Origin of the sequence: Microbacterium sp. CnD16-F (assembly GCF_024124465.1) — a bacterium.
Classification (GTDB): domain Bacteria; phylum Actinomycetota; class Actinomycetes; order Actinomycetales; family Microbacteriaceae; genus Microbacterium; species Microbacterium gawkjiense.
This window is the reverse complement of the sequence record NZ_JAMXSA010000002.1, coordinates 21,796-42,521: the sequence shown is the minus strand read 5'-3', so window position 1 is coordinate 42,521 and position 20,726 is coordinate 21,796. Positions and strand designations below refer to the sequence as shown.

Below are 20,726 nucleotides of genomic sequence, written 5' to 3'. Positions count from 1 at the left end.
CTCTGCCGCCTTCGTACGGTCGAACCTACCACGCGGCCGATTCCCAGGAACGGCTCGTGCGAGCACCGTCGCTCACCCCATGAGGCAAGGAGGCCACATGTCGTCCCAGTCACCCCACGGAGGCGTGGAAGGGAGTGCCATCGACTACGTCGCGGTCGAACGATCGCCGCGGTTCGTCGAGCTGAAGAAGAAGCACCGCAGCGTCGTCTTCCCGCTGGCCGTGCTCTTCCTCATCTGGTACTTCGTCTACGTCCTGCTCTCGTCCTTCGCTCCGGACTTCATGGCGCAGGAGGTGTTCGGTCACATCACCATCGGCCTGCTCCTGGGCCTCGGACAGTTCGTCACCACGTTCGCCATCACGATGGGCTACGTCGCCTTCGCGAACCGCAAGCTCGACCCGATCTCCTCCGAAATCCGGGCAGACCTCGAACGGCAGGAGGCCCGATGACCCCCGTGCTCCTCGCCGCGGCCCCCGCCGGCGCCGCGACGAACAACCCCGTCCTCAACATCTCGATCTTCGGCGCATTTGTCGCGGTGACGCTGTTCATCGTCATCCGCGCCAGTCGCAACAACAAGACGGCCGCCGACTACTACGCCGCAGGCCGCTCCTTCACGGGTCCGCAGAACGGGTTCGCCATCGCCGGCGACTACCTGTCGGCGGCATCCTTCCTCGGCATCGTGGGCGCCATCGCGATCAACGGCTACGACGGGTTCCTCTACTCGATCGGCTTCCTCGTCGCGTGGCTCGTCGCGCTGCTGCTGGTCGCCGAGCTCATGCGCAACACGGGCAAGTTCACGATGGCCGACGTGCTCTCGTTCCGTCTGAAGCAGCGCCCGGTGCGGCTCGCCGCGGCGATCACGACGCTCGCGGTGTGCTTTTTCTACCTGCTCGCCCAGATGGCCGGTGCGGGTGGTCTCGTCTCGCTGCTGCTGGGGATCACCGAGCAGATCGGTCAGTCGATCGTCGTCGCCGTCGTCGGCGTGCTGATGATCGTCTACGTCCTCATCGGTGGCATGAAGGGCACGACGTGGGTGCAGATCGTCAAGGCGTTCCTGCTCATCGGCGGCGCCATCGTCATGACGATCTGGGTCCTCGCGATCAACGGGTTCAGCCTCGACACGCTCCTCGAGGCGGCCGTGCAGAAGTCGACGACCGACCCGCAGGACGCGATCCTCGGCCCGGGCCTGCAGTACGGCGCCAACCCGTGGGACTTCATCTCCCTCGCGATCGCGCTCGTGCTCGGTACCGCGGGACTGCCGCACGTGCTCATGCGCTTCTACACGGTGCCGACCGCGAAGGAGGCGCGTCGCTCGGTGGTCTGGGCGATCTGGCTGATCGGCCTCTTCTACCTGCTGACGCTCGTCCTGGGCTACGGCGCCGGGGCCATCGTCGGCTCCGAGACGATCAAGGCGGCGCCCGGTGGCGTCAACTCCGCCGCGCCGCTGCTCGCCGAGGCCCTCGGCGGACCGGTGCTGCTCGGGTTCATCTCGGCGGTCGCGTTCGCCACGATCCTCGCGGTCGTCGCCGGGCTCACGATCACGGCCGCGGCATCCTTCGCGCACGACATCTACGCGAACGTCGTGAAGAAGGGGAACGTGCCGCCGGACGGCGAGGTCAAGGTCGCCCGTCGCACGGTCATCGTGATCGGTGTGCTCGCTATCCTCGGCGGCATCGGCGTGCAGGGGCAGAACGTGGCGTTCCTCGTCGCGCTGGCCTTCGCGGTCGCCGCCTCGGCCAACCTGCCGACGATCCTGTACTCGCTGTTCTGGCGGAAGTTCACGACGCGCGGCGCCGTGTGGAGCATGTACGGGGGGCTCGCGACCGCGATCGTACTCATCGTCCTGTCGCCCGTGTTCTGGGGCACCGAGACGAGTGTGTTCAAGAACGTCGGCACGGCGATCTGGCCGCTCAACAACCCGGGCATCGTCTCGATCCCGGTGGGCTTCCTCCTCGGCTGGCTGGGGTCGGTGACCTCCCGCAAGGCCGAGGACGCCACGAAGGCCGCCGAGATGGAGGTCCGCTCGCTGACCGGGTACGGCGCCGAGAAGGCGGTCGACCACTAAGAGCGGATGCCGCGACGAGGCGGGCAGGGACGGCCTACACGTCCCTGCCCGCCTCCGTCATGCGCGGCCCGTCGCGCCCGCGACCCGCTCCTCGAGGTCGAGAAGGAACCGCTTGTGCTCGGGCCGGCCGCCGTACTCGCCGAGGGAGCCGTCGCTGCGGATCACACGGTGAGCGGGCAGCACGATCGACCAGGGGGTGCGGGCGCACGCGGTCCCCACCGCGCGATGCGCCCGCGGGGACCCCGCGGCGATGGCGATCTCGGCGTACGACGCCGTCTCGCCGTACGGGATCCCGGCGATGGCCTCGAGTGCCTGCCGCGTGAAGCCCGCCGTGAGTCGCCAGTCGAGCGGCACCGAGAAGGCCCGCCGTGCGCCGGCGAAGTACTCGTCGAGCTCGCCGGCTGCCTCCCGCGCCGGACCGTCGTCGGGCACCGGCACGCTGTGCAGCAGCAGGCTGAGCCGGGAGACCTCGGCGTAGGCCGGGCCGTCCAGCACCGACAGCGCGACGAGACCCTCGTCGGTCGTCACCAGGAGGGCCTCGCCGATCGGTGTCGGGTGCACCGAGTAGGTTGCGATCGTCATGTCCTCATCATGGTTGCGGGGCCGAGACGCCGAGAACGGGGGAGGAGCGGGCGGGGGAGAAGCGGCATCCCGACCCGAATGTGGAGGAATCGGTGCCCGAGTGAGGATCGATCCGCGAAACTCGGCCGTCGATCCCGCTTTCCGGGCTCGACGCGCCTAGTGTTTTCGGTGTGTGGCGAGCAGAGAGCGGTGCTGTGCGCGGCGAGAATGCCGAGCAGATGCCCGCGGTGACCCCGGCGGACGTGACGCTGTCCGACCCCGAGGTCCTCGTCATGCACGCGGCCGTCCCCGAGCGCAAACGACTGCGCGAGGAGGCCGCCCAGCTGGGCGGCGCCTCGACGCTCCTCCATTATCGCGACGACGGCGACGCCGGCATCGACATCACCAAGGCCCACCCGGGCAGCCTGCCGCAGTTCATCACGGGTCGTCCCACCCTGCTGTCGAACATGTTCCGCGACGAGGTGGCCCTCCGCACCGCGCGTTTGGCCGCCGAGCGCATCACGTCGAAGGACGTCGAACTGCGCACGACGCGGGGCCTCGACACCGTGCACCTGGCCATCGGCATGGCGTCGTGGCGCATCGGCGGGGTCAGCTGCACCGCGCCCGTCCTGCTGCGTCCGCTGACGATCCGCCGTCACCACACCGACTTCGACCTGCGGTTGCACGGCCCCTTCCATGTCAACCGCGAACTGGTCACCGCGGCCCGCATCCACTTCGGCGTCGACCTCGACGGCGACGCGCTCGCCGCCCTCGCCTACGACGGCGGCGTGTTCCAGCCGCAGCCCGTCATCGACCGGCTGCGCGCTCTGACGGCGCACGTCCCCACCTTCACGGTGCAGCCGCGGCTCGTGGTCTCGACCTTCGCCGACGTCGCCTCCGACATGGAGCGGGATGCCGTCGACCTCGACCACCCCGTGCTCAACGCGCTCGCGGGTCACCCCGCCGATCGCGAGCGCCTCTCGTTCGTGCGCCCGCAGCCCGACGCCGTCGGCCCCGACGACCGCACGCCCGCCTCGGACCGCCTGATCCTCGACGCGGATGCGGAGCAGGAGGCGGTGCTCGCCCGCATCACCGAGGGGCAGTCGCTGGCCGTCCACACTCTCCCCGGAACGGGCGGCACGCAGACGGTCATCAACGCGGTCGGCGAACTCGTCCGCTCGGGCAAGCGCGTGCTCGTCGTGAGCGCCCGCCGGTCGACCCTCGACGGCGTCCGCCACCGGTTGGCCGGCATCGGCCTGCCCGGCCTCGCAGTGTCGCCGACCCGGCTGCACCGCGACCTCATCCGCGCGATCGCCCGCAACGAGAAGGCCGAGCAGCCCAAGGTCGCCGAGGTGGACGACGCCCTCGTGCGCCTGCGCACCGTGCTGCGCGACTATCGCGCCGCGCTGACCCAGCGCCACGCCTCGGTCGGTGTCTCCCCGCTCGAGGCGCTGCGCGAACTCACGCGCATCGCCGACCACGAGCCGCAGCCGAGCGCCACCACACGCTTCGACCTCGCGACGGTGCAGCGCCTCGCGACGCGCCGCGTCGAGGCCGCGGAAGCTCTCGCGGCATCCGCTCGCCTCGGCGAGTTCCGCATCGGACCCGACGACTCACCCTGGTACGGCGTCGCGTTCTCGACGACCGACGAAGCTCGCGCCGCGCACGCGCTGGCCGGCCGGTTGCACCGCGCCGAGGTCCCCGCGCTCCTCGAGCGCGGCTACGAGCTGATCGGCCAGACGCGGATGCGGCCGTTCACGACCATCGCCGAGATGGGCTCGTACGTGCAACTGCTGCAGGGCATCCGCGCCTCGCTCGACCGCTTCAGCCCCACGGTGTTCGAGCGCCCCCTCACCGACCTGATCGCCGCGCACTCGTCGCGCCGGGACTCGGCGCAGATGACGACGGCCAACCGCAGGCGGCTGCGCCGCCTGTCGAAGGAGTACGTGCGGCCAGGCATGCACGTCACCGACATGCACGAAGCGCTCCTGCGGGTGCAGAACCAGCGCACGCAATGGCAGCAGCTCGTCGATGCCGGCGTCACGCCCGAGATCCCGATCGGTCTCGACGACGTCGCGGCCGCATGGCAGCGGGCGAACGCCGACCTCGCCGACCTCGACCGCGCGCTCGGTCGCACCGAGCCGCTGGCGAGCCTGCCGATCCCGCAGCTGCTGCGGACGCTCGCGGGCCTCGCCGCAGCATCCGACGTCTTCGACAACCTCGTCGAGCGTGCAGCGCTGCGCAGCGAACTCGCGCAGCTCGGTCTCGAGCCCCTCCTCATGGAGCTCTCGACCCGCCACGTCCCCGAGTCCGAGGTGGCCGCGGAGTTCGAGTACGCATGGTGGCGTTCCGCACTCGAGGCCATGCTGCGCTCGGATCGCGCCCTGCTCGGCGCGAACACCACGGTGCTCGACCGCCTCGAGCGCGACTTCCGTCTCGTCGATGAAGCGCACGCCTCGTCGTCGGGGCCCCTGCTGGCCTCGGAACTCGCCAAGCGGTGGCGCATCGCGATCGTCGACGAGCCGCGCGAGGCGGCCTCGCTGAAGTCGGCGCTGCGCGGCGGCACCGCGTCGGCGTCGGAGCTCGTCGCCTCGGCGCCGACCCTCATGCGCGTGCTCGCGCCGGTCTGGCTCGCGTCGCCCTACGAGGTGCCGCACGTGCCGGATCACCCCGAGTTCGACGTCGTCATCATCGCCGACGCGGCCGCGCTGTGCCTCGCCGAGGCGACGCCCGCGCTGCGCCGCGCCCGGCAGATCGTCGTCTTCGGCGACCCGGTGACGCAGAAGCCGACACCGTTCCGGCTCTGGTCGGGACGCGGCGACGACCCGGAGGCGCCCGAGGTGCCGTTCGACGACACGAGCGTCTTCGAGCGACTGAGCGAACTGATCCCCGTCGAGACCCTGACCCGCAGCTACCGCGCCGGGGGAGAGGACCTCGCCGAGCTCGTCAACGACGCGTTCTACGGCGGTGCGATCGGCTCGCTTCCCTGGGCGGGGTCGTACCTCGGTCGCGGCAGCCTCAGCGTCGACTACGTCGAGGGCGGCACGGGCGCGCCGAACCCCGACACGGGGGCCGTGGAGAGCCCGGATGCCGAGGTCGCCCGCGTCGTCACGCTCGTCGTCGAGCACGCGATCAACCGTCCCGCCGAGTCGCTCATGGTCGTCACCGCGTCGGCGCGCCACGCCGAGCGCGTGCGCGCGGCGGTCGCGAGCGCGTTCGCGGGGCGTTCGGACGTCGCCGACTTCGTCGGCCGCGAGACCGCCGAGCCGTTCGCCGTCCTCGGCCTCGAGGAATCGGTCGCCGAGAGTCGCGACCGCGTCATCTTCTCGCTCGGGTTCGGCCTGACCAAGCACGGCCGCGTCCTCAGCGACTTCGGCGACCTGTCCACCGCCGACGGCGAGCGGCTTCTGACGGTCGGCATGACCCGGGCCCGCCGGTCGATGGTGATCGTCTCGTCGATCCGGCCCTCGGCCTTCGACGAGGGACGCCTGACCTTCGGCGCCGCCACCCTCATGGCCATCCTCGGTCGGATCGCTGCCCGCGGGCGCGACGCGCGACTGGAGGACCTCGCCGATCCGCTCACCCTGACCCTCGCGCAGCACCTGCGGAGCCTCGGTGTCTCCGTCGACGTGCACTACCGCGGCGGTCAACTCCCGCTCGTCGCGCAGTACAAGGGCAAGGCCGTCGTGGCCGACATCGACCCCGAGAGCACGCACGACAGCCTGCGCGAGACGCTCCGTCGGCGACCGCAGCTGCTGCGCCGCCTCGGCTGGCACTACGTGCGCGTCCACGCGTTCGACGTCTACAACGATCCCGCCGCCGTGGCTCTCCGCATCGCCGGGGTCCTCGGCGTGCAGCCCGAGACGCCGTCCGCCCCCGGATCCACCCAGCCGATCGATGTCGACTGAGCGCCAGCGCGTCGAGCGGGTGCCGGGGTCCCGTCGTGCGCGGCTGACCCCTGCGCCGGGCACGGACCCGGCCCCCGAGACGCCGAACGGGCCGGACGCGGGGGAACCCCCGGCATCCGGCCCGAACGATGAACGACTGCGGAACGACGTCCCGCCGCACTACTGACGCGTCAGATCGACGGCGACGGCGGTTCGGTCGACCGGCGCGTGGCCGGTGCGGGCGTGCTGCCCTGCTTTTCGAGCAGGTCGCGGATCTGGACGAGCAGCTCGGCCTCGGTGGGGAGCTTCGCCTCCTCCTCGACGACGCCGGCCTTGGCGGCCTGACGCTCCTTCCACTTGTTCATCGGGACGACGAACACGAGGTAGACGACGAGCGCGACGGCGAGGAAGCTGATGATCGCGGTGAGGAGGTTGCCCAGGGGGAAGGTGACCTCGTCCCCGTGCAGACCCCTGAACGTCGGCCCGATGTCGCCGTTCTCCGACGGCTTGTAGAACAGTGCGATGAGCGGCGTGATGACGCTGTCGACGATGGCCGTCACGATGGCGGTGAACGCGCCGCCGATGACCACGGCGACCGCCAGGTCGATGACGTTGCCGCGCATGATGAAGTCTTTGAAGCCCTGGATCACGGCTCCTCCTCCCTCCGCCGGCACGGAGCCGGGGCTACGAACCCGCGGGGGCGGGCGAAGCGGACGCTTCGGATTTCTTCGATGATGTCGAAGAACCCGAGCTTTCGCCAGAGGATGCGGGGGAGCTGGTGCTGCGCGAGTCGGTGCGGTAAAAGCCCGAGCCGTTGAAGGTCACGCCGATCGAGCCGTACTGCTTGCGGACGAGACCGCCGCACTCGGGGCACTCGGTGAGCGCGGCGTCGGAGAACGACTGGACGGTGTCGAAACGGTGGCCGCACGCGGTGCAGGCATAGGCGTAGGTGGGCATGGGACCTCGGGTGACTCAGCGAAGGGGAAGGCGGACGGTGCGGGTGGGGGTGACGACCCCCGAGACGGGCTGGTCGTGCAGTTCGTGCGGGACCTCGTCGACCAGCTCGGAGTCGAAGATGACGGCGTAGACGGGCGGGCACTTCTCCATCGAGCCGATCGTCTTGTCGAAGTAGCCACGACCCCAGCCGAGCCGCATCCCGCTGCGGTCGACGGCAGCCGCGGGGATCACGAGCAGGTCGACGTCGTTCACGGCGACGGGGCTGAGCAGTTCGCCCACGGGTTCGGGCAGGCCGAACATGCCCTCGGCGATGTCGCCCTCGTGCTCGGCGACCGCCCAGTCGAGCAGGCCGTCGGCACGGGTCACCGGCAGGAGGACCCGGATGCCGCGCGCCACCGCAGCGGCGATGAACTCGCGCGTGCCGGGCTCGGTCGTCGTCGAGAGGAAGCAGGACATGGATCGGACGCCGTGGTCGGCGACGAGCGCGTCGAGCTGGGTCCGGATGCCGGCGGCGGCCTCCTCGAGGGCGCCGGCCGAGCGCTGCTGACGGCGTTCGCGGAGCTCGGCGCGCAGCGCGCGTTTCTCGCTGTCCACGGGGCCGGTCATGGTCCGATTGTAAAGGGACGCGCCCGCCGTCCCGGCCGCGTCATATGCAGGACACGACTGATCTGTATGGTGAGATTCATGTCTGCCGAGCGCATCAAAGCCGTCATCCCTGCCGCGGGTCTGGGCACCCGCTTCCTGCCCGCCACGAAAGCCATGCCGAAGGAGATGCTGCCGGTCGTCGACAAGCCCGCGATCCAGTACGTCGTCGAGGAGGCCGTCTCAGCCGGCATCGACGATGTGCTCATCATCCTGGGGCGCAACAAGAACAACATCTCCAACCACTTCGACTCCGTCCCCGAGCTCGAGTCCAACCTCTCGAAGAAGGGCGACCACGAGAAGCTCAAGCGGGTGCAGGACTCGTCGGACATGGCCGACATCCACTTCGTCCGGCAGGGCGAGCCGAAGGGTCTCGGTCACGCGGTGCTGCGTGCCCGTTCGCACGTGGGCGACAGCACGTTCGCGGTGCTGCTCGGCGACGACCTGATCGACGCGCGCGACGTGCTGCTCGAGAAGATGCTCGAGCAGAACAAGAAGACCGGCCTGACCGTCGTCGCGCTCATGGAGGTCTCGCCCGACCAGATCCACATGTACGGCGCCGCCGCCGTCGAGGCGACCGACGAGGAGGACGTGGTCAAGGTCACGGGTCTCGTCGAGAAGCCGAAGAAGGAGGATGCCCCCTCCAACTACGCCATCATCGGCCGCTACGTCCTGACGCCCGGCGTCTTCGATGTGCTCGAGCGCACCGAGCCCGGCAAGGGCGGCGAGATCCAGCTGACCGACGCGCTCGAGGAGCTCGCCTCGACCGAGGGCGTCCTCGGCGTCGTCTTCCGCGGTCGCCGCTACGACACGGGTGACCGTGCCGACTACATCAAGGCGATCGTCCAGCTCGCGGTCGACCGTGAGGACCTGGGCGCCGAGCTCCGGCCGTGGATCAAGGACTTCGCATCGGGTCTGTGAACCCGACGCGTCACTGATGGGCATGGACGGGCCGGTCGTGCGAGCGCACGGCCCGATCTCGATCCGGCTCGTGCGACCGCGTGACGCGAAGACGTTGCAGACCGAGCTCGTGCAGAACCGGTCGTGGCTGCGGCAGTGGGAGGCGACGAGCCCCGACGGTCCGATCTCGCTCGACATGCGCAGCGGGGTGCGCCGGTTGCTGCAGCAGTACCGCGACGGAACCGGTGTGCCCTTCGTCATGGAGTACGACGGCGAGATCGCCGGGCAGTTGAACGTGTGGGGGATCGCCCGCGGGTCGCTGTCGTCGGCGACGATCGGGTACTGGGTGAGTGAGCGCTTCGCCGGCAAGGGCATCACGCCGACCTCGGTCGCGCTCGCGACGGACGTCTGCTTCGAGGACCTGCGTCTGCACCGGATGGAGATCTGCATCCGCCCCGAAAACGCCAAGAGCCTGCGGGTCGTGCAGAAGCTCGGCTTCCGCTACGAGGGGCTGCGGCGGCGCTACATCCACATCGACGGCGAGTGGCGCGACCACTACGCGTTCGCGCTCGTGCGCGAAGAGGTCCGGGAGGGCGTCCTCAACCGGTGGTTGGCGGGGCGCGCGCCGCAGGAAGCGGCATCCATCCCTCCGTCAGACCGTTAACCCTCAACCAGAAGTTCAGACACGCCCAGCGGATGCCGGGCCGCACCGCTCCGGCGACATACGGTGAGCGGCATGGGTGAGCAGGTGATGGGTGGCGGGGTGATCGTCCTCGTTGCCGTCCTCTTGTGGCTGTTGTACCTCCTGCCCTCGTGGCACAGCCGGTACCAGTACCAGGCTGCCGAACGGAACGCCGTGCGTCTGAACCAGGCTCTCCGTGTCCTCGCCGAGACGAGCGAGACCCCCGGCGAGGTGCGCCTCGAGCTCAACGCGCGCACCGCGCTCGCACAGCAGCGCCTCGCGCGTCGTGTGCAGGCCGAGCAGGAGAGCGTCGGCCTCGAGGCCGCACGCGCCGAACTGGCTGCCGCGAAGGCGCAGGCCGCGCTCGACCGCGAGCTCGCGAAGGCCGACCGTCGTCGTGCGGTCGCCGACGCCGAGGCGGCACGCGAGAAAGCCCGAGCGGATGCCGCCATCGCCCGCGAGCGTGCCATCGCGGAGGCCGCTGCGGCCCGAGCGCTGCCGGCGGCACGGCGTGCGCGCGCACGTCGTCGCGTGCGGCTGACCGCGACCATCCTGGGCATCCTGGCCGTCGTCGCGGCCGGTGTCGGGAGTTACCTCGGCGCGATCGGCGCCGGGTGGACCCTGCTCGCCGTCGGAGCCGTCGTCGCGGCGTCGAGTCTGCTCGTGCTCGCGCGCATGAACACCGTCGCGCGACGCGCGGCATCCCGCGTCCTCCCCGCCGAGGTCGTGCGTGCGCCGGGCGCCGTGCAGGACGTCGCACTCGAGTCCGACCGCGCGGAGTGGACGCCGCGCACCCTTCCGCGACCGCTCACCGCCTCGGCGGGCTCCCGCGCCGCGGCCGTGCTCGACGCGTCCGAGGCGCGTGAGGCGTTGCGTCAAGCGGCCGTCGAAGAGGCGATGCGCGAGCGTGCCGCGCAGGCCGCGCCGCCGTCGATCGACACCGTCCGTCGCACCCGTGCGGCCGAGGTCGCCTTCGCCGGACCGGCCGACGACGACCGCATCGAGGCGCACGTGCGGGAGCTGCTCGCACGCCGCGCATCGGGGCAGTGAGACCCCGCCTCGCGTTCGAGCGGCCCGTTCGGTCGTGGTAATGTTGAGGCTTCCGGGCCTGTGGCGCAGTTGGTAGCGCGCTTCGTTCGCAATGAAGAGGTCAGGGGTTCGAATCCCCTCAGGTCCACCACCGGAAAGACCCCCGCTCGCGGGGGTCTTTCGCTGTCTCTGGCGCTCTCAGTCCGGCAGGCGGACGGCTGCGCGCGCGGCGTCCAGCTCGGCGGCGCGCCGTGGTCATCCCCGTGACGGACAGGTACTTCGAGAGGTACATCCGTCCCAATCGCCCCCGCGCCGCCCCGTAGACGAGCAGCTGCGCACGCGAGGCGCCGGGGAAGAGCTCGGCCTCGGTGAACAGCAGCCGCGTCATCGCGACGTCGGCCGCGGGGTCGCCGCACGCGGTCGACTGCCAGTCGATCGTCGCGATGCCGCCGCCCGCCGTCAGACCGCCGCGGGCTCGCGCCTGCCGGCAGCCAGCCGCTCGGCCGCGTAGGCCTCGGCCGCGTCGAGCGGGGTGACCCCGCGTGCGGCGGCGTCGTCGAACAGCCGGCGCAGGGTGTCGCCGATACCGTCGATGCGGGTCGCGATCTCGTCGCGGTGACCGGGCGTCCGCGCCTCGACGTCGAGGTAGATGACGCCGCCGGCGTTCGCGACGAAGTCGGGGGCGTAGAGGATGCCGCGGTCGGCCAGGCGTGCGGCGCCCGAGCGGTCGGCGAGCGGGTTGTTCGCGGGTCCGCAGACGGCCTTCGCCGCGAGCGCGTCGATGACGTCGTCGTCCAGGACGCCGCCGATGCCGGCCGGGACGAACACGTCCGCCGGCACGAGGTGCTCGGTGCCGGGCTCGACCCACGTCGCGCCGAGCTCCGCCGCGAGCGACATCTTCGCCGGGTTCACGTCGGTGACCGTGAGGAGCGCGCCCTCGCCCGACAGGCGCACGGCGAGCCGGCTGCCCACCTGGCCGAGGCCCGAGATCGTGATGCGGCGGCCGGCCACCTCGGGGGACCCCGCGACGCGTTCGAGCGTCGCGCGAAGGGCGGCGTACACGCCGCGGCTCGTGGGACCGGCAGGCTCGCCCGAGCCGCCGACCGAGTCGGGCAGGCCCACGACGTGCGCCGTGCGCTCGCTGACGACGAGCATGTCCTCCGTCGTCGAGCCCACGTCCTCCGCCGTCCGGTACAGGCCGCCGAAGGACTCGACGGCGTCGCCGAGGTCGAGGAAGGCCGCGCGTCGACGCTCGGCGTCGAGGGCGTCGCCTTCGCGCAGCGCGATGACCGACTTGCCGCCCCCGGCATCCAGCCCCGCAGTCGCGTTCTTGAGCGTCATCGCGGCCGACAGCCGCAGCGCGTCGCCCATCGCATCGGACCAGTGCGGGTAACGCCACAGGCGGGCGCCGCCGAGGGCGGGGCCGAGCGCCGAGGAGTGCAGGGCGACGGTGACGACGAGTCCGCTGCGCCGACCCGTGATCACCTCCACGCGTTCGTGGGTGAGATCGGGCAGGGGCAGGGTGTGCGTCATTGCATTCCTTCTCGGCGGGCCTTGTGGGCGCTGCGGTGCGGATGCCGCCGATGTGCGGCATCCGTCATCATTCTGCCTCGCATATCGCTCGACGCCTAGGCTGTCGACCATGCAGACCGAGCGGTACTCCCACGGCCACCACGAGAGCGTGCTGCGGGCGCACACCTGGCGGACGGCGGAGAACTCGGTCGGGTACCTGCTGCCGCACCTGCGGCCCGGCGCCTCGCTCCTTGACGTCGGCGCGGGCCCGGGCACGATCACCGTCGACCTGGCGCGTCGCCTCGCCCCCGGCCGGGTCGTCGGCGTCGACGCGTCGGCCGACGTCGTCGCCCAGGCGCAGGCCCATGCCGCGGCCGAGGGCGTCACGAACGTCACCTTCGCGACCGCCGACGCCTACCGCCTCGACGCCGCAGACGGATCCTTCGACATCGTGCACACGCACCAGCTGCTGCAGCACCTCGCACGTCCCGTCGACGCCCTGCGCGAGTTCCGTCGCGTCGCGGGGCCGGACGGGCTCGTCGCCGCGCGCGAGGTCGACTACGCGGGCATCATCATCCACCCCCACATCCCCGCGCTCGACGACTGGCTCGACCTGCTGCTGCGGATGGGGCGCACCAACGGCGGTGAGCCGTCGGCGGGACGACGCCTCAAGGCGTGGGCGCGCGCGGCCGGGTTCGCCGACGTCGCCGTGAGCGCGTCGACCTGGCTGTTCGAGACCGACGAGCAGCGGGCCTGGTGGGGCGGGTCGTGGGCCGACCGCGCCCTGCACTCCTCGTACGCCGACCACGCGCTCGAGCAGGGCATCGCCGACCGTGCCGACCTCGAACGCATCTCGGCGGGGTGGCGCGAGTGGGCCGCGTCCGAGGACGGCTGGCTGCTCATGCCCCACGGCGAGATCCTGGCGAGAGGCTGACCCCGTGACCGACCACCTCAGCGCGCGCAGCCGCCTCGTGCACGACGCCCCGCGGGCCGCCGGCATCCCGGGGGAGATCGTCGTCCTGCCCGACGCCGCTTCCACCGCGGCGCTCGCCGCCGCCGCCCTCGGCGTCGAGGTCGGCGCGATCGCCAACAGCCTCGTGTTCCAGTGCGACGGTGCGCCCCTGCTCGTCATGACCAGCGGCGCCCACCGCGTCGACACCGCCGCCCTCGCCGCGCGCCTCGGGCGAGGGAGGATCAGCCGGGCGACGCCCGATCAGGTGCGCGAGGCGACCGGCCAAGCCATCGGCGGCGTCGCACCCACCGGGCACCCCGCGCCGCTCGAGACCCTCGTCGACGAGGACCTCGCCCGCTACCCGCAGATCTGGGCGGCCGGCGGCACCCCGCACACGGTCTTCCCGATGACGTTCGACGAGCTCGTGCGCCTCACCGGCGGCCGGGTCGTCTCCGTCGTCTGAGGACCGGCCGTCACCCTCACGTGTGGATGAGCTCGCGCCAGTTCAGCGGCACGCGGCCGCGGGGCCCGGGGGAGGGTTGATCGGCGGGGTGGCTGGTCGGCGGCGCCAACTCGGGACCCTCGAACATCGCCTCGTCGACGTAGTCCCAGTACCAGTCCTCGCCGGGCTCGAAGCTCTGCACGAGCCGGTGCCCGGTCTCGCGGAAGTGCGCCGTCGCGTGCTGCCCGGGCGACGTGTCGCAGCATCCCACGTGCCCGCACGACGCGCAGCGGCGCAGGTGCACCCAGAAGCCCTCGTGCTCGTCGCACTCCCGGCAGCCGCTCCCCGACGGGGCGGCGTTGGTGTCGATGTCGGAGCTCATCCGGTTCCTTCCGGTCAGTAGGCGAGGGCGCGGTGGACGGAGGCGACGGCGCTCGACCCCTCGCCGACCGCGGCGGCGACGCGCTTCATGGATCCGCGGCGGACGTCGCCGGCCGCGAACACCCGCGGTGCCGACGTCTCGAACGGCAACGGCTCCCGCCCGAGGTCCCGCCACTGCGCGATGGACTGCACGGCGACGTCGGTCCCGGTGCGGATGAAGCCGTCGGTGTCGCGATCGAGCGTCGGCAGCCACGAGGTGGCCGGGTCCGCCCCGATGAAGCAGAACAGGCCGCGGGCATCGACCGCGCCGGCCGAGTCGATCGTGACCGATTCGAGCGTCTCGCCGCCGTCGAGTCCGGTGACGTGGGATGCCGTGTGCACCCGCACGCGCGGATCCTCGGCCAGCCGGTCGGCGAGGTAGCTCGACATGCGCGCGCGCAGGTCGCCACCGCGCACGACGAGGTGCACCGGCGACCCGTGCGCGGCGAGGTAGAGGGCCGCCTGACCCGCCGAGTTCGCTCCGCCGACCACGACCACCGGCTTGCCCTGCACCTGCCGGAGCTCGAGGGGTGTCGCGGCGTAGTAGACGCCCGAGCGCTCGAAGTCCTCCCACCGGTCGAGGGCCAGGCGCCGGTACGCGGCGCCGGAGGTGACGATCGCGCTCCGCGCGCGGATCACGCGGCCGTCGGCGAGGGTCACATCGAGAAGGTCCGCACCGACCTGGTCGAGGGCGACCGCCTCGCACGGTGCGTACACCCGCACGCCGAACTTCAGCGCCTGCAGCACCGCCTGCCCGATGAGGTCGCCGCCGCTCACACCGAAGGGGAACCCGAGGAAGTTCTCGATGCGCGACGTGGATGCCGCCTGCCCGCCCGGGGCGACGGCGTCGAGGAGGACCGTGCTGAGGCCCTCGGAGGCGCCGTAGATCGCGGCGGCCAGTCCCGCGGGCCCGCCGCCCACGACGACGAGGTCCACGATCTCGTCGGACTCGGCCTGGTAGCTGAGTCCGAGGCGCTCGGCGACGAGGCCGGGGGTGGCGCGGGGGATCGGCTCGCCCTGGACGTAGGCGACCGGAAGGTCGTCAAGTGCCATGTCGTGCCCGTCGAGGGTCGCGAGGTCGTCGGGGGCGACGGCCACCGCCTTGTGGACGAGGTCGAGACGTTCGGCGAAGCGCCGGAGCGACAGGAAGTCGTTCGAGGTCGTCGTCCCGACGAATTTCAGGGTCATCGCGGCCGGACCCGTGCGCAGGGATTCCCGTCGGGCCCACAGCGCGTGCAGGATCACGTCGCAGAGCTCGTCGTCCTCGCTCATGATCTCGCGCAGGGCGGCGCGCGAGAGCCGGTGCACGCGACCCGCCTGCGTCACCCGCGCCGACAGGAACGCGCTCTGACCGTTGAGGATGCCGAGCTCGCCGGCGAACCGACCGGGACCGACCGTCGTGATCACCGCTTCGCCGACCCATCGGAGGGCGTCGCGGACGATCTCGACCTCGCCGCTCTCGACGAAGATCAGGTCGTATCCCGCCTCGCCGGTGCGGAAGACGTAGTCGCCGACCTCGACGTCCTGCGGGACGGCTGCCGCGATCAGTCGGCGCCAGTGCGCGTCCGACAGGTCGGGCGACATCATGGCGTCCATCGCGGTGGGAGCGGTTTCTTCGGCCATGCCGATCAACCTACCGACCCGCCGGTGCGACCGGCTCGTCGGCGTTCGATTGCACGGCGCGGATGAGCGACTGCGCGTCGTACGGTCCGGTGTGCCGGCGGCCGTTCACGAAGAAGGTCGGCACCGAGCGGATGTTCATCGCCTCGGCGTCGAACATGTCGTCGCGGACGCGGCTCGCGACGTCCGGCGCCGTCAGGTCGCGTTCGAACCGCGGCACGTCGAGCCCCAGCGTGACAGCCAGCCGCACGATGTCGGAGGGCAGCTGGTTGTCCTGGTCGGCGAACAGGCCCCGCTCGAACTCGAAGAACTTGCCCTGCTTCGCCGCCGCCTCCGACGCCTCGGCGCCCGCGAGCGCGTTGGGGTGCTGCTCGGTGAGCGGCGCGTGCCGCCACACGTAGCGCAGGTTCGGGCCGAGCTCGGCCATGACCTCCTGGATCGACCCCGACGCCTTGAGGCAGAAGCCGCACTGGAAGTCGCCGTACTCGACGATCTCGTAGGGCGCGTCGAGAGGGCCGAAGATGTGATCGCGCCGCGGGTCGACCGGGCGGACGAGGGTCTGCCCGACCTCCTCCTCGGGGTGGCGCGCATCCGCGACGCGGAAGACCAGTGCGCCGAGGGCGAAGGCCAGGACGGATGCCGCGAGCACCCCCACGCGCGCCTCGTTCTGCGCGTCGGGGTCCTCGATCGCGAGGTCGATGATGAACAGCGAGATGGTGAAGCCGATGCCGGCGAGGGCCGCGCCGCCCGCGATGCGGTCGAGCGAGAGCCCGGGACCGAAGTCGCCGATGCGGAGGGCTTTCAGGACGGCGGTCGACCCCCAGATGCCGGCGAACTTGCCGACGACGAGGCCGACGACGATGCCCCAGGTGAGCGGCGACATCGCGGCCGCTGCGAGGATCTCGGGGCTGAGCGTCACGCCCGCGTTCGCGAGCGCGAACAGCGGCAGGATCACGTAGGCGACGTACGGCGCGTACGCGGTCTGCAGCCGCTCGTTGATCGAGATCGACTCGCGGAGGCTGTTCGCCGCCGCGCGGGCGTACTCGGTGCTCGGCGACTGCGGGAAGGTGCGGGCGAGCTCGAGCGCGTGCTCGACGTCGCGGCGGTCGGGGCGGTAGACGGGGACGAGCAGCGCGATGGCGACACCGGCGAGCGTCGGATGCACGCCCGAGGCGAGGAAGGCGAGCCACACGACGATCGCGAGGGTCGCGTAGATCGGCCCGCGCCCGCGGCGGAGGTACCGGACGAAGTAGATCCCGACGAGGCCGACGGCGGCGACGAGCAGCGGCATCGGGGTGAAGGTGTCGGTGTAGACGAGGGCGATGATGCTGAGCGCCCCGATGTCGTCGACGACGGCCAGGGCGAGCAGGAACACGCGCAGGCGCCCCGACCCCCGCGGCCCGATGAGCGCGAGGGCGCCGACGAGGAAGGCGGTGTCGGTCGAGATGACGACGCCCCAGGCATCCGCGTTCCCCGTGGGGCCGGCGATGAGGACGAACAGCAGCGCGGGCAGGGCGAGGCCGGCGACGGCGGCGACGACGGGCACGACGGCGCGCGACCAGCTGGTCAGCTCGCCGATCGCGAACTCGCGCCGCACCTCGAGGCCGACCGTGAAGAAGAAGATCGCCATCAGGGCGTCGTTCACGAGCGCGTGCAGCGTGAAGTCGAGTCGGATGTCACCGAGCCGGATCGACAGGTGCGTCTCCCAGAAGCCGTGGTAGGTGCCGGACGACAGGTTGGCCCACACGATGGCGGCGGCCGTCGCGATGAGCAGCAGCAGTGCGCCCGTCCGGGCGCGTCCCATCCTGCCGATGTGGTCCGCGATCGAGGCGAGCTTGCGCGCCATGCATCCTCCGGGGTTCGAGTCGGACCTCAGTCTCCACCCGAGCCGGGGGAGCTGTCAGCCGGTGCGCGTGACGATCTCGTGACACACGACGGCCGCTGCCGCCGACCACGCCTGCGGTCGGCACGCCGCCGGATACGGGGCCGGCACGGTGACGTCGCTCGCGGCGTCGCCGGCGTGCAGCTCCGGCATGCGGTACCCGAACGCCTCGGCGGCGGCGAGCATTCCGTCGACGAGCACGGCGGCGTGCCGGTGCAGTCCGGCCTCCGCCATGCCGCGCGCGACGATGGCCGTGTCGTGCGCCCACACACTCCCGCCGTGATAGCTGAGCGGCCAGTAGCCACCGGCATCCGTCGACATGGTCCGCAGGCCGAAACCGGACGACATCGACGGTCCGACGAGCAGATCGGCGACGGCGCGTTCCTCTTCCGGGTCGAGGATGCCGGTGCCCAGCAGGTGTCCGGCGTTCGAGGTCAGCGTGTCCACCGGACGGCCGTCGCGATCCAGCGCGATCGCGGGGTAGCGGCCCTCGGGCGTCTCGACCCAGAAGCGATCGCGGAACCGTGTGCGCAGCTCCGCCGCCCAGGCGCGCAGCCGCTCAGCCCCGTCCTCCTCCAGCGCGTCGAGCAGGTCGGCGGCCTTCACCGCCGCCTCGTAGGCGTAGCCCTGCACTTCGGAGAGGGCGATCGGCCCGGCGGCGAGGGAACCGTCTCGCCATTGGATCGAGTCGCCGGAGTCCTTCCACCCCTGGTTGGAGAGGCCGTGGCCGGTCTCGTCGACGTAGTCGAGGAAGCCGTCGGCGTTGGCTGCGGCGATCATCCAGTCGAGCGCGTCGTGCATCGTCGGGAGCAGATCCCGCACGTCGGCCACCGGCATCCCGGCGGCGTGCGCCTCGGCGAGGAGCGTCACCCACAGCGGGGTCGCGTCGACCGTGCCGTAGTAGAGCGGCGGCAGCGAGATGCCCTCGCCGGGCATCGTGAGCGTGCCGGCCCGCAGCTCGTGCGCGATCTTGCCGGGTTCCTCGGCCGTCTCTGGGTCGGCCGTGCTGCCCTGCAGGCGACCGAGGACGCGCAGAGTGGATGCCGCCATGCCCCGGTCCACGGGCAGGAACAGCCGTGCCGCCCACAGCGAGTCGCGCCCGAAGAGCGCGAAGAACCAGGGCGCGCCGGCGGCGAAGAACTCGTCTGCGCTGCCGGGAAGCGTCAGTCGCAGGGCATCGAGGTCGTCGAGGGCCTGCCGCAGCCAGCGGTGCAGGCGGGGATCGGCGCCCGGGGCCTCGGGCACCACCCAGCCGGCAGCGCGCGACGTCCCGCGCACGACGAGCGACGGGTCGTCGAGGTCGAGGCGCCACGAGACGGTCATCCGGGCCCGCGGCGGGCACTCCAGGTGCCAGGTGAGGACGATGTCGTCCTCGGATGCCGCGACCTCCGCTCCGGGAGCCGACAGCCGCATCGACGCGTCCCCGGCCGTGATCTCGACGGCGTCGCCCGCGAGGGCGCGGTCGACCGCCGCGGCCGGCGCGGCTCCCGACTTGACGTCCTGCATCGAGGTCGCGTCGGGGGTGACGGCGACCTCGAGGACGAGCGGCACCCGCTCGTCGAGGTGCGAGACGAGCGTGAACTCCTCCGTCACCCGGCCGTCCGCGACGATGCGGCGCCGCGTCAGCCGGATCTTCGGGTCGGGCGTGCGGTCGTCCAGGCGTCGCAGCAGCGCTTCGAAGCGCAGGTCGGATGCCTCATTCGCCGACCGTGAGATCCATTCCGGCGCGTGCGTCGCGGCATCCGTCCCGTAGCGCACCCGGGTCGCGCGGACGAACCGGGTGTCGCCGTGGAAGACGCCGTCGATCGCGCCGCTGCCGAGCTCGCCGTCGGCCCGCGACCACACCTGGGTGGGGGCGCGGAGGGCCACGACGGCGTCGGACAGGAAGGGCTGGAGGCCTGCGGTCATCCCTTGACTGCTCCTTCGGAGGTGTTCATGATGCGCTTCTGGAAGATGAAGAAGACGACGGCGACGGGGATCGTCATGAGCGCCGCGGCCGCGAGCTTCAACGGGTACTGCGTGCCCTGGCTCAGCTGACCGGACGACAGGCTCGCCACCCCGCGGGTGAGGGTGAACAGGTCCGGGTCCTGCACCGACACGATGAAGTGGGTCAGCTCATTCCATGATCCCTGGAACGAGAGGATCACGATCGTGATGAGCGCGGGGCGCGCCATCGGCAGGACGACCGACCAGTACACCCGGAACGTGCCGGCCCCGTCGATGCGCGCCTGTTCCTCGACGGATGGCGGGATCGACTCGAAGAAGTTCTTCATGATGAACACCCCCGCCGCGTCGACGAGCGTCGTGCTCGACCGCTTCGTGCACGCGCTGACCGAGCGCGCCGGCGACCGCGGCCTGCGGGTGCTCGTGTACGCGGCATCCGATCAGGACGAGGAGATCCGGCGGATGTCGGAGCTGGTCGACGCCGGCGACGTCGAGGCCGTCGTCGTGACCGGCACGCGGTACGGCGACCGCCGGCTGGCGTGGCTGACCGAGCGCGGCGTGCCGTTCGTTTCGTTCGGCCGCCCGTGGGACGTCGCCTCGCCCGAGGACAGCGCGCACCTCTGGGTGGACGTCGACGGCGCCTCGGGCACGCGCGCCGCGACCGAGCACGCCCTCACCGTCGGACCGCGCGTCGCGTTCCTCGGCTGGCCCGCGGGGTCGCCGACGGGTGATGACCGGGAGCGGGGGTGGCGCGAGGCGATGACGGATGCCGGTGCCCGCCCCGACCTGCGCCTGTCGGCGGAGGAGCGGGTCGCCCAGGCGCGGGAGCAGGTCGCGGAGTTGCTGGCGACGACGGCAGTCGACGCGATCGTGTGTGCGAGCGACACCCTCGCCGTCGGCGCGCACGTCGCCGCCGTCGCGGCGCAGCGGCCGGACGTGCTCATCATCGGGTTCGACAACACCCCCGCGGTCGAGGCCCTGGGCCTGTCGAGCGTCGAGCAGCTGCCCGAGCTGGTCGCCGCGGGCACCCTCGACCTGCTGATGGGCAGCGGTGGCCGCATCGAGCGCCGCGCCGCGGGGGACGGCGAGGGGCACGTGCTGGTCCAGCCGCGCCTCGTCGTCCGCTGAGGCGCGGGCGCGCTACCGGCTTGCCCGGCACCAGCCGAGGAGTTTTCGCGCGCCGGCATCGGATTCCGGACGGGTTCGGCCCACCCGCACCGATTTCTCCGCGG

Annotated in this window: 19 protein-coding genes, 1 tRNA gene and 1 pseudogene; 10 read left to right on the top strand and 11 right to left on the bottom strand. The window is 71.7% G+C overall.

Annotated elements, in window-relative coordinates:
• The first annotated feature begins 97 nt into the window (after positions 1-97).
• Both NH287_RS00850 and NH287_RS00845 read left to right on the top strand, forming a co-directional pair.
• The gene (locus tag NH287_RS00850) at positions 98-448 is read left to right on the top strand and encodes a DUF485 domain-containing protein (protein WP_197471567.1); all 351 of its coding nucleotides are present in this window, start codon (positions 98-100) and stop codon (positions 446-448) included.
• Positions 445-2,064 (top strand): cation acetate symporter, encoded by a 1,620-nt coding sequence (locus NH287_RS00845; protein ID WP_253034087.1) that lies wholly within the window; start codon positions 445-447, stop codon positions 2,062-2,064. Before NH287_RS00850 ends, NH287_RS00845 begins: the two co-directional genes overlap by 4 nt.
• Before the next feature lie 57 nt (positions 2,065-2,121).
• On the opposite strand, the gene NH287_RS00840 is transcribed toward NH287_RS00845, so the two are convergent.
• Entirely contained in the window at positions 2,122-2,646 is a 525-nt protein-coding gene (locus tag NH287_RS00840) for a methylated-DNA--[protein]-cysteine S-methyltransferase (RefSeq protein ID WP_253034086.1), read from the bottom strand.
• Positions 2,647-2,840: 194 nt separating this feature from the next.
• Here NH287_RS00840 and NH287_RS00835 point away from each other — a divergent pair, with 194 nt between their 5' ends.
• On the top strand, positions 2,841-6,533 hold the full coding sequence (locus tag NH287_RS00835) for an AAA family ATPase (protein WP_253034085.1): 3,693 nt from the start codon (positions 2,841-2,843) through the stop codon (positions 6,531-6,533).
• A gap of 170 nt (positions 6,534-6,703) precedes the next feature.
• Here the strand turns inward: NH287_RS00835 and mscL are convergent, their stop codons facing one another.
• From mscL to NH287_RS00820, 3 genes are read right to left on the bottom strand one after another with little or no spacing between them, the layout of a single operon-like run.
• Positions 6,704-7,162 (bottom strand): large conductance mechanosensitive channel protein MscL, encoded by a 459-nt coding sequence (gene mscL, locus NH287_RS00830; RefSeq protein ID WP_253034084.1) that lies wholly within the window; start codon positions 7,160-7,162, stop codon positions 6,704-6,706.
• 34 nt (positions 7,163-7,196) lie between these two features.
• Positions 7,197-7,469 (bottom strand): FmdB family zinc ribbon protein, encoded by a 273-nt coding sequence (locus NH287_RS00825; RefSeq protein ID WP_253034083.1) that lies wholly within the window; start codon positions 7,467-7,469, stop codon positions 7,197-7,199.
• 15 nt (positions 7,470-7,484) lie between these two features.
• Positions 7,485-8,075 carry a 5-formyltetrahydrofolate cyclo-ligase gene (locus NH287_RS00820; RefSeq protein ID WP_253034082.1) on the bottom strand — a complete coding sequence of 197 codons (591 nt, stop codon included), beginning with the start codon at positions 8,073-8,075 and terminating at the stop codon, positions 7,485-7,487.
• Between the two features lie 78 nt (positions 8,076-8,153).
• On the opposite strand from NH287_RS00820, the gene galU reads away from it, so the two are divergent.
• The 4 genes from galU to NH287_RS00800 all read left to right on the top strand — a co-directional run bounded on the left by galU (position 8,154) and on the right by NH287_RS00800 (position 10,873).
• The gene (gene galU / locus NH287_RS00815) at positions 8,154-9,032 is read left to right on the top strand and encodes a UTP--glucose-1-phosphate uridylyltransferase GalU (protein ID WP_253034081.1); all 879 of its coding nucleotides are present in this window, start codon (positions 8,154-8,156) and stop codon (positions 9,030-9,032) included.
• 22 nt (positions 9,033-9,054) lie between these two features.
• Positions 9,055-9,675, top strand: coding sequence for a GNAT family N-acetyltransferase (locus NH287_RS00810; protein ID WP_253034080.1), 621 nt, complete (start codon positions 9,055-9,057; stop codon positions 9,673-9,675).
• Positions 9,676-9,747: 72 nt separating this feature from the next.
• Positions 9,748-10,743, top strand: coding sequence for a large exoprotein (locus tag NH287_RS00805; RefSeq protein WP_253034079.1), 996 nt, complete (start codon positions 9,748-9,750; stop codon positions 10,741-10,743).
• A gap of 54 nt (positions 10,744-10,797) precedes the next feature.
• A tRNA-Ala gene (locus NH287_RS00800) sits at positions 10,798-10,873 on the top strand.
• On the opposite strand, the gene NH287_RS00795 is transcribed toward NH287_RS00800, so the two are convergent.
• Entirely contained in the window at positions 10,862-11,110 is a 249-nt protein-coding gene (locus NH287_RS00795; RefSeq protein WP_253034078.1) for a hypothetical protein, read from the bottom strand. The genes NH287_RS00800 and NH287_RS00795 overlap by 12 nt on opposite strands.
• Before the next feature lie 71 nt (positions 11,111-11,181).
• Positions 11,182-12,255 (bottom strand): Glu/Leu/Phe/Val dehydrogenase family protein, encoded by a 1,074-nt coding sequence (locus NH287_RS00790; protein ID WP_253034077.1) that lies wholly within the window; start codon positions 12,253-12,255, stop codon positions 11,182-11,184.
• 109 nt (positions 12,256-12,364) lie between these two features.
• On the opposite strand from NH287_RS00790, the gene NH287_RS00785 reads away from it, so the two are divergent.
• Both NH287_RS00785 and NH287_RS00780 read left to right on the top strand, forming a co-directional pair.
• A complete protein-coding gene (locus NH287_RS00785; protein WP_253034076.1) occupies positions 12,365-13,168 on the top strand; it encodes a methyltransferase domain-containing protein in 804 nt (267 codons plus the stop codon).
• Between the two features lie 4 nt (positions 13,169-13,172).
• Positions 13,173-13,649 (top strand): YbaK/EbsC family protein, encoded by a 477-nt coding sequence (locus NH287_RS00780; RefSeq protein ID WP_253034075.1) that lies wholly within the window; start codon positions 13,173-13,175, stop codon positions 13,647-13,649.
• Between the two features lie 16 nt (positions 13,650-13,665).
• Here NH287_RS00780 and NH287_RS00775 read toward each other — a convergent pair whose 3' ends face one another.
• The 5 genes and pseudogenes from NH287_RS00775 to NH287_RS00755 form a co-directional block, all read right to left on the bottom strand.
• On the bottom strand, positions 13,666-14,010 hold the full coding sequence (locus NH287_RS00775; protein WP_064001646.1) for a UBP-type zinc finger domain-containing protein: 345 nt from the start codon (positions 14,008-14,010) through the stop codon (positions 13,666-13,668).
• A 14-nt stretch (positions 14,011-14,024) separates the two neighbouring features.
• Complete coding sequence (locus NH287_RS00770; protein WP_253034074.1) at positions 14,025-15,671, bottom strand: cyclic nucleotide-binding domain-containing thioredoxin-disulfide reductase; 1,647 nt, start codon at positions 15,669-15,671, stop codon at positions 14,025-14,027.
• Between the two features lie 10 nt (positions 15,672-15,681).
• Positions 15,682-17,514: a Na+/H+ antiporter NhaA gene (nhaA, locus tag NH287_RS00765; RefSeq protein ID WP_253034073.1), complete on the bottom strand. Its 1,833-nt coding sequence runs from the start codon at positions 17,512-17,514 to the stop codon at positions 15,682-15,684.
• A 54-nt stretch (positions 17,515-17,568) separates the two neighbouring features.
• Positions 17,569-19,458: a glycogen debranching N-terminal domain-containing protein gene (locus tag NH287_RS00760; RefSeq protein WP_253034072.1), complete on the bottom strand. Its 1,890-nt coding sequence runs from the start codon at positions 19,456-19,458 to the stop codon at positions 17,569-17,571.
• Positions 19,455-19,850 (bottom strand): annotated as a pseudogene (locus NH287_RS00755) (carbohydrate ABC transporter permease); the annotation flags it as partial. The pseudogene NH287_RS00755 and the gene NH287_RS00760, both read right to left, overlap by 4 nt.
• On the opposite strand from NH287_RS00755, the gene NH287_RS00750 reads away from it, so the two are divergent.
• The gene (locus tag NH287_RS00750) at positions 19,822-20,622 is read left to right on the top strand and encodes a substrate-binding domain-containing protein (protein WP_253034071.1); all 801 of its coding nucleotides are present in this window, start codon (positions 19,822-19,824) and stop codon (positions 20,620-20,622) included. The pseudogene NH287_RS00755 and the gene NH287_RS00750 overlap by 29 nt on opposite strands.
• Positions 20,623-20,726: the final 104 nt, after the last annotated feature.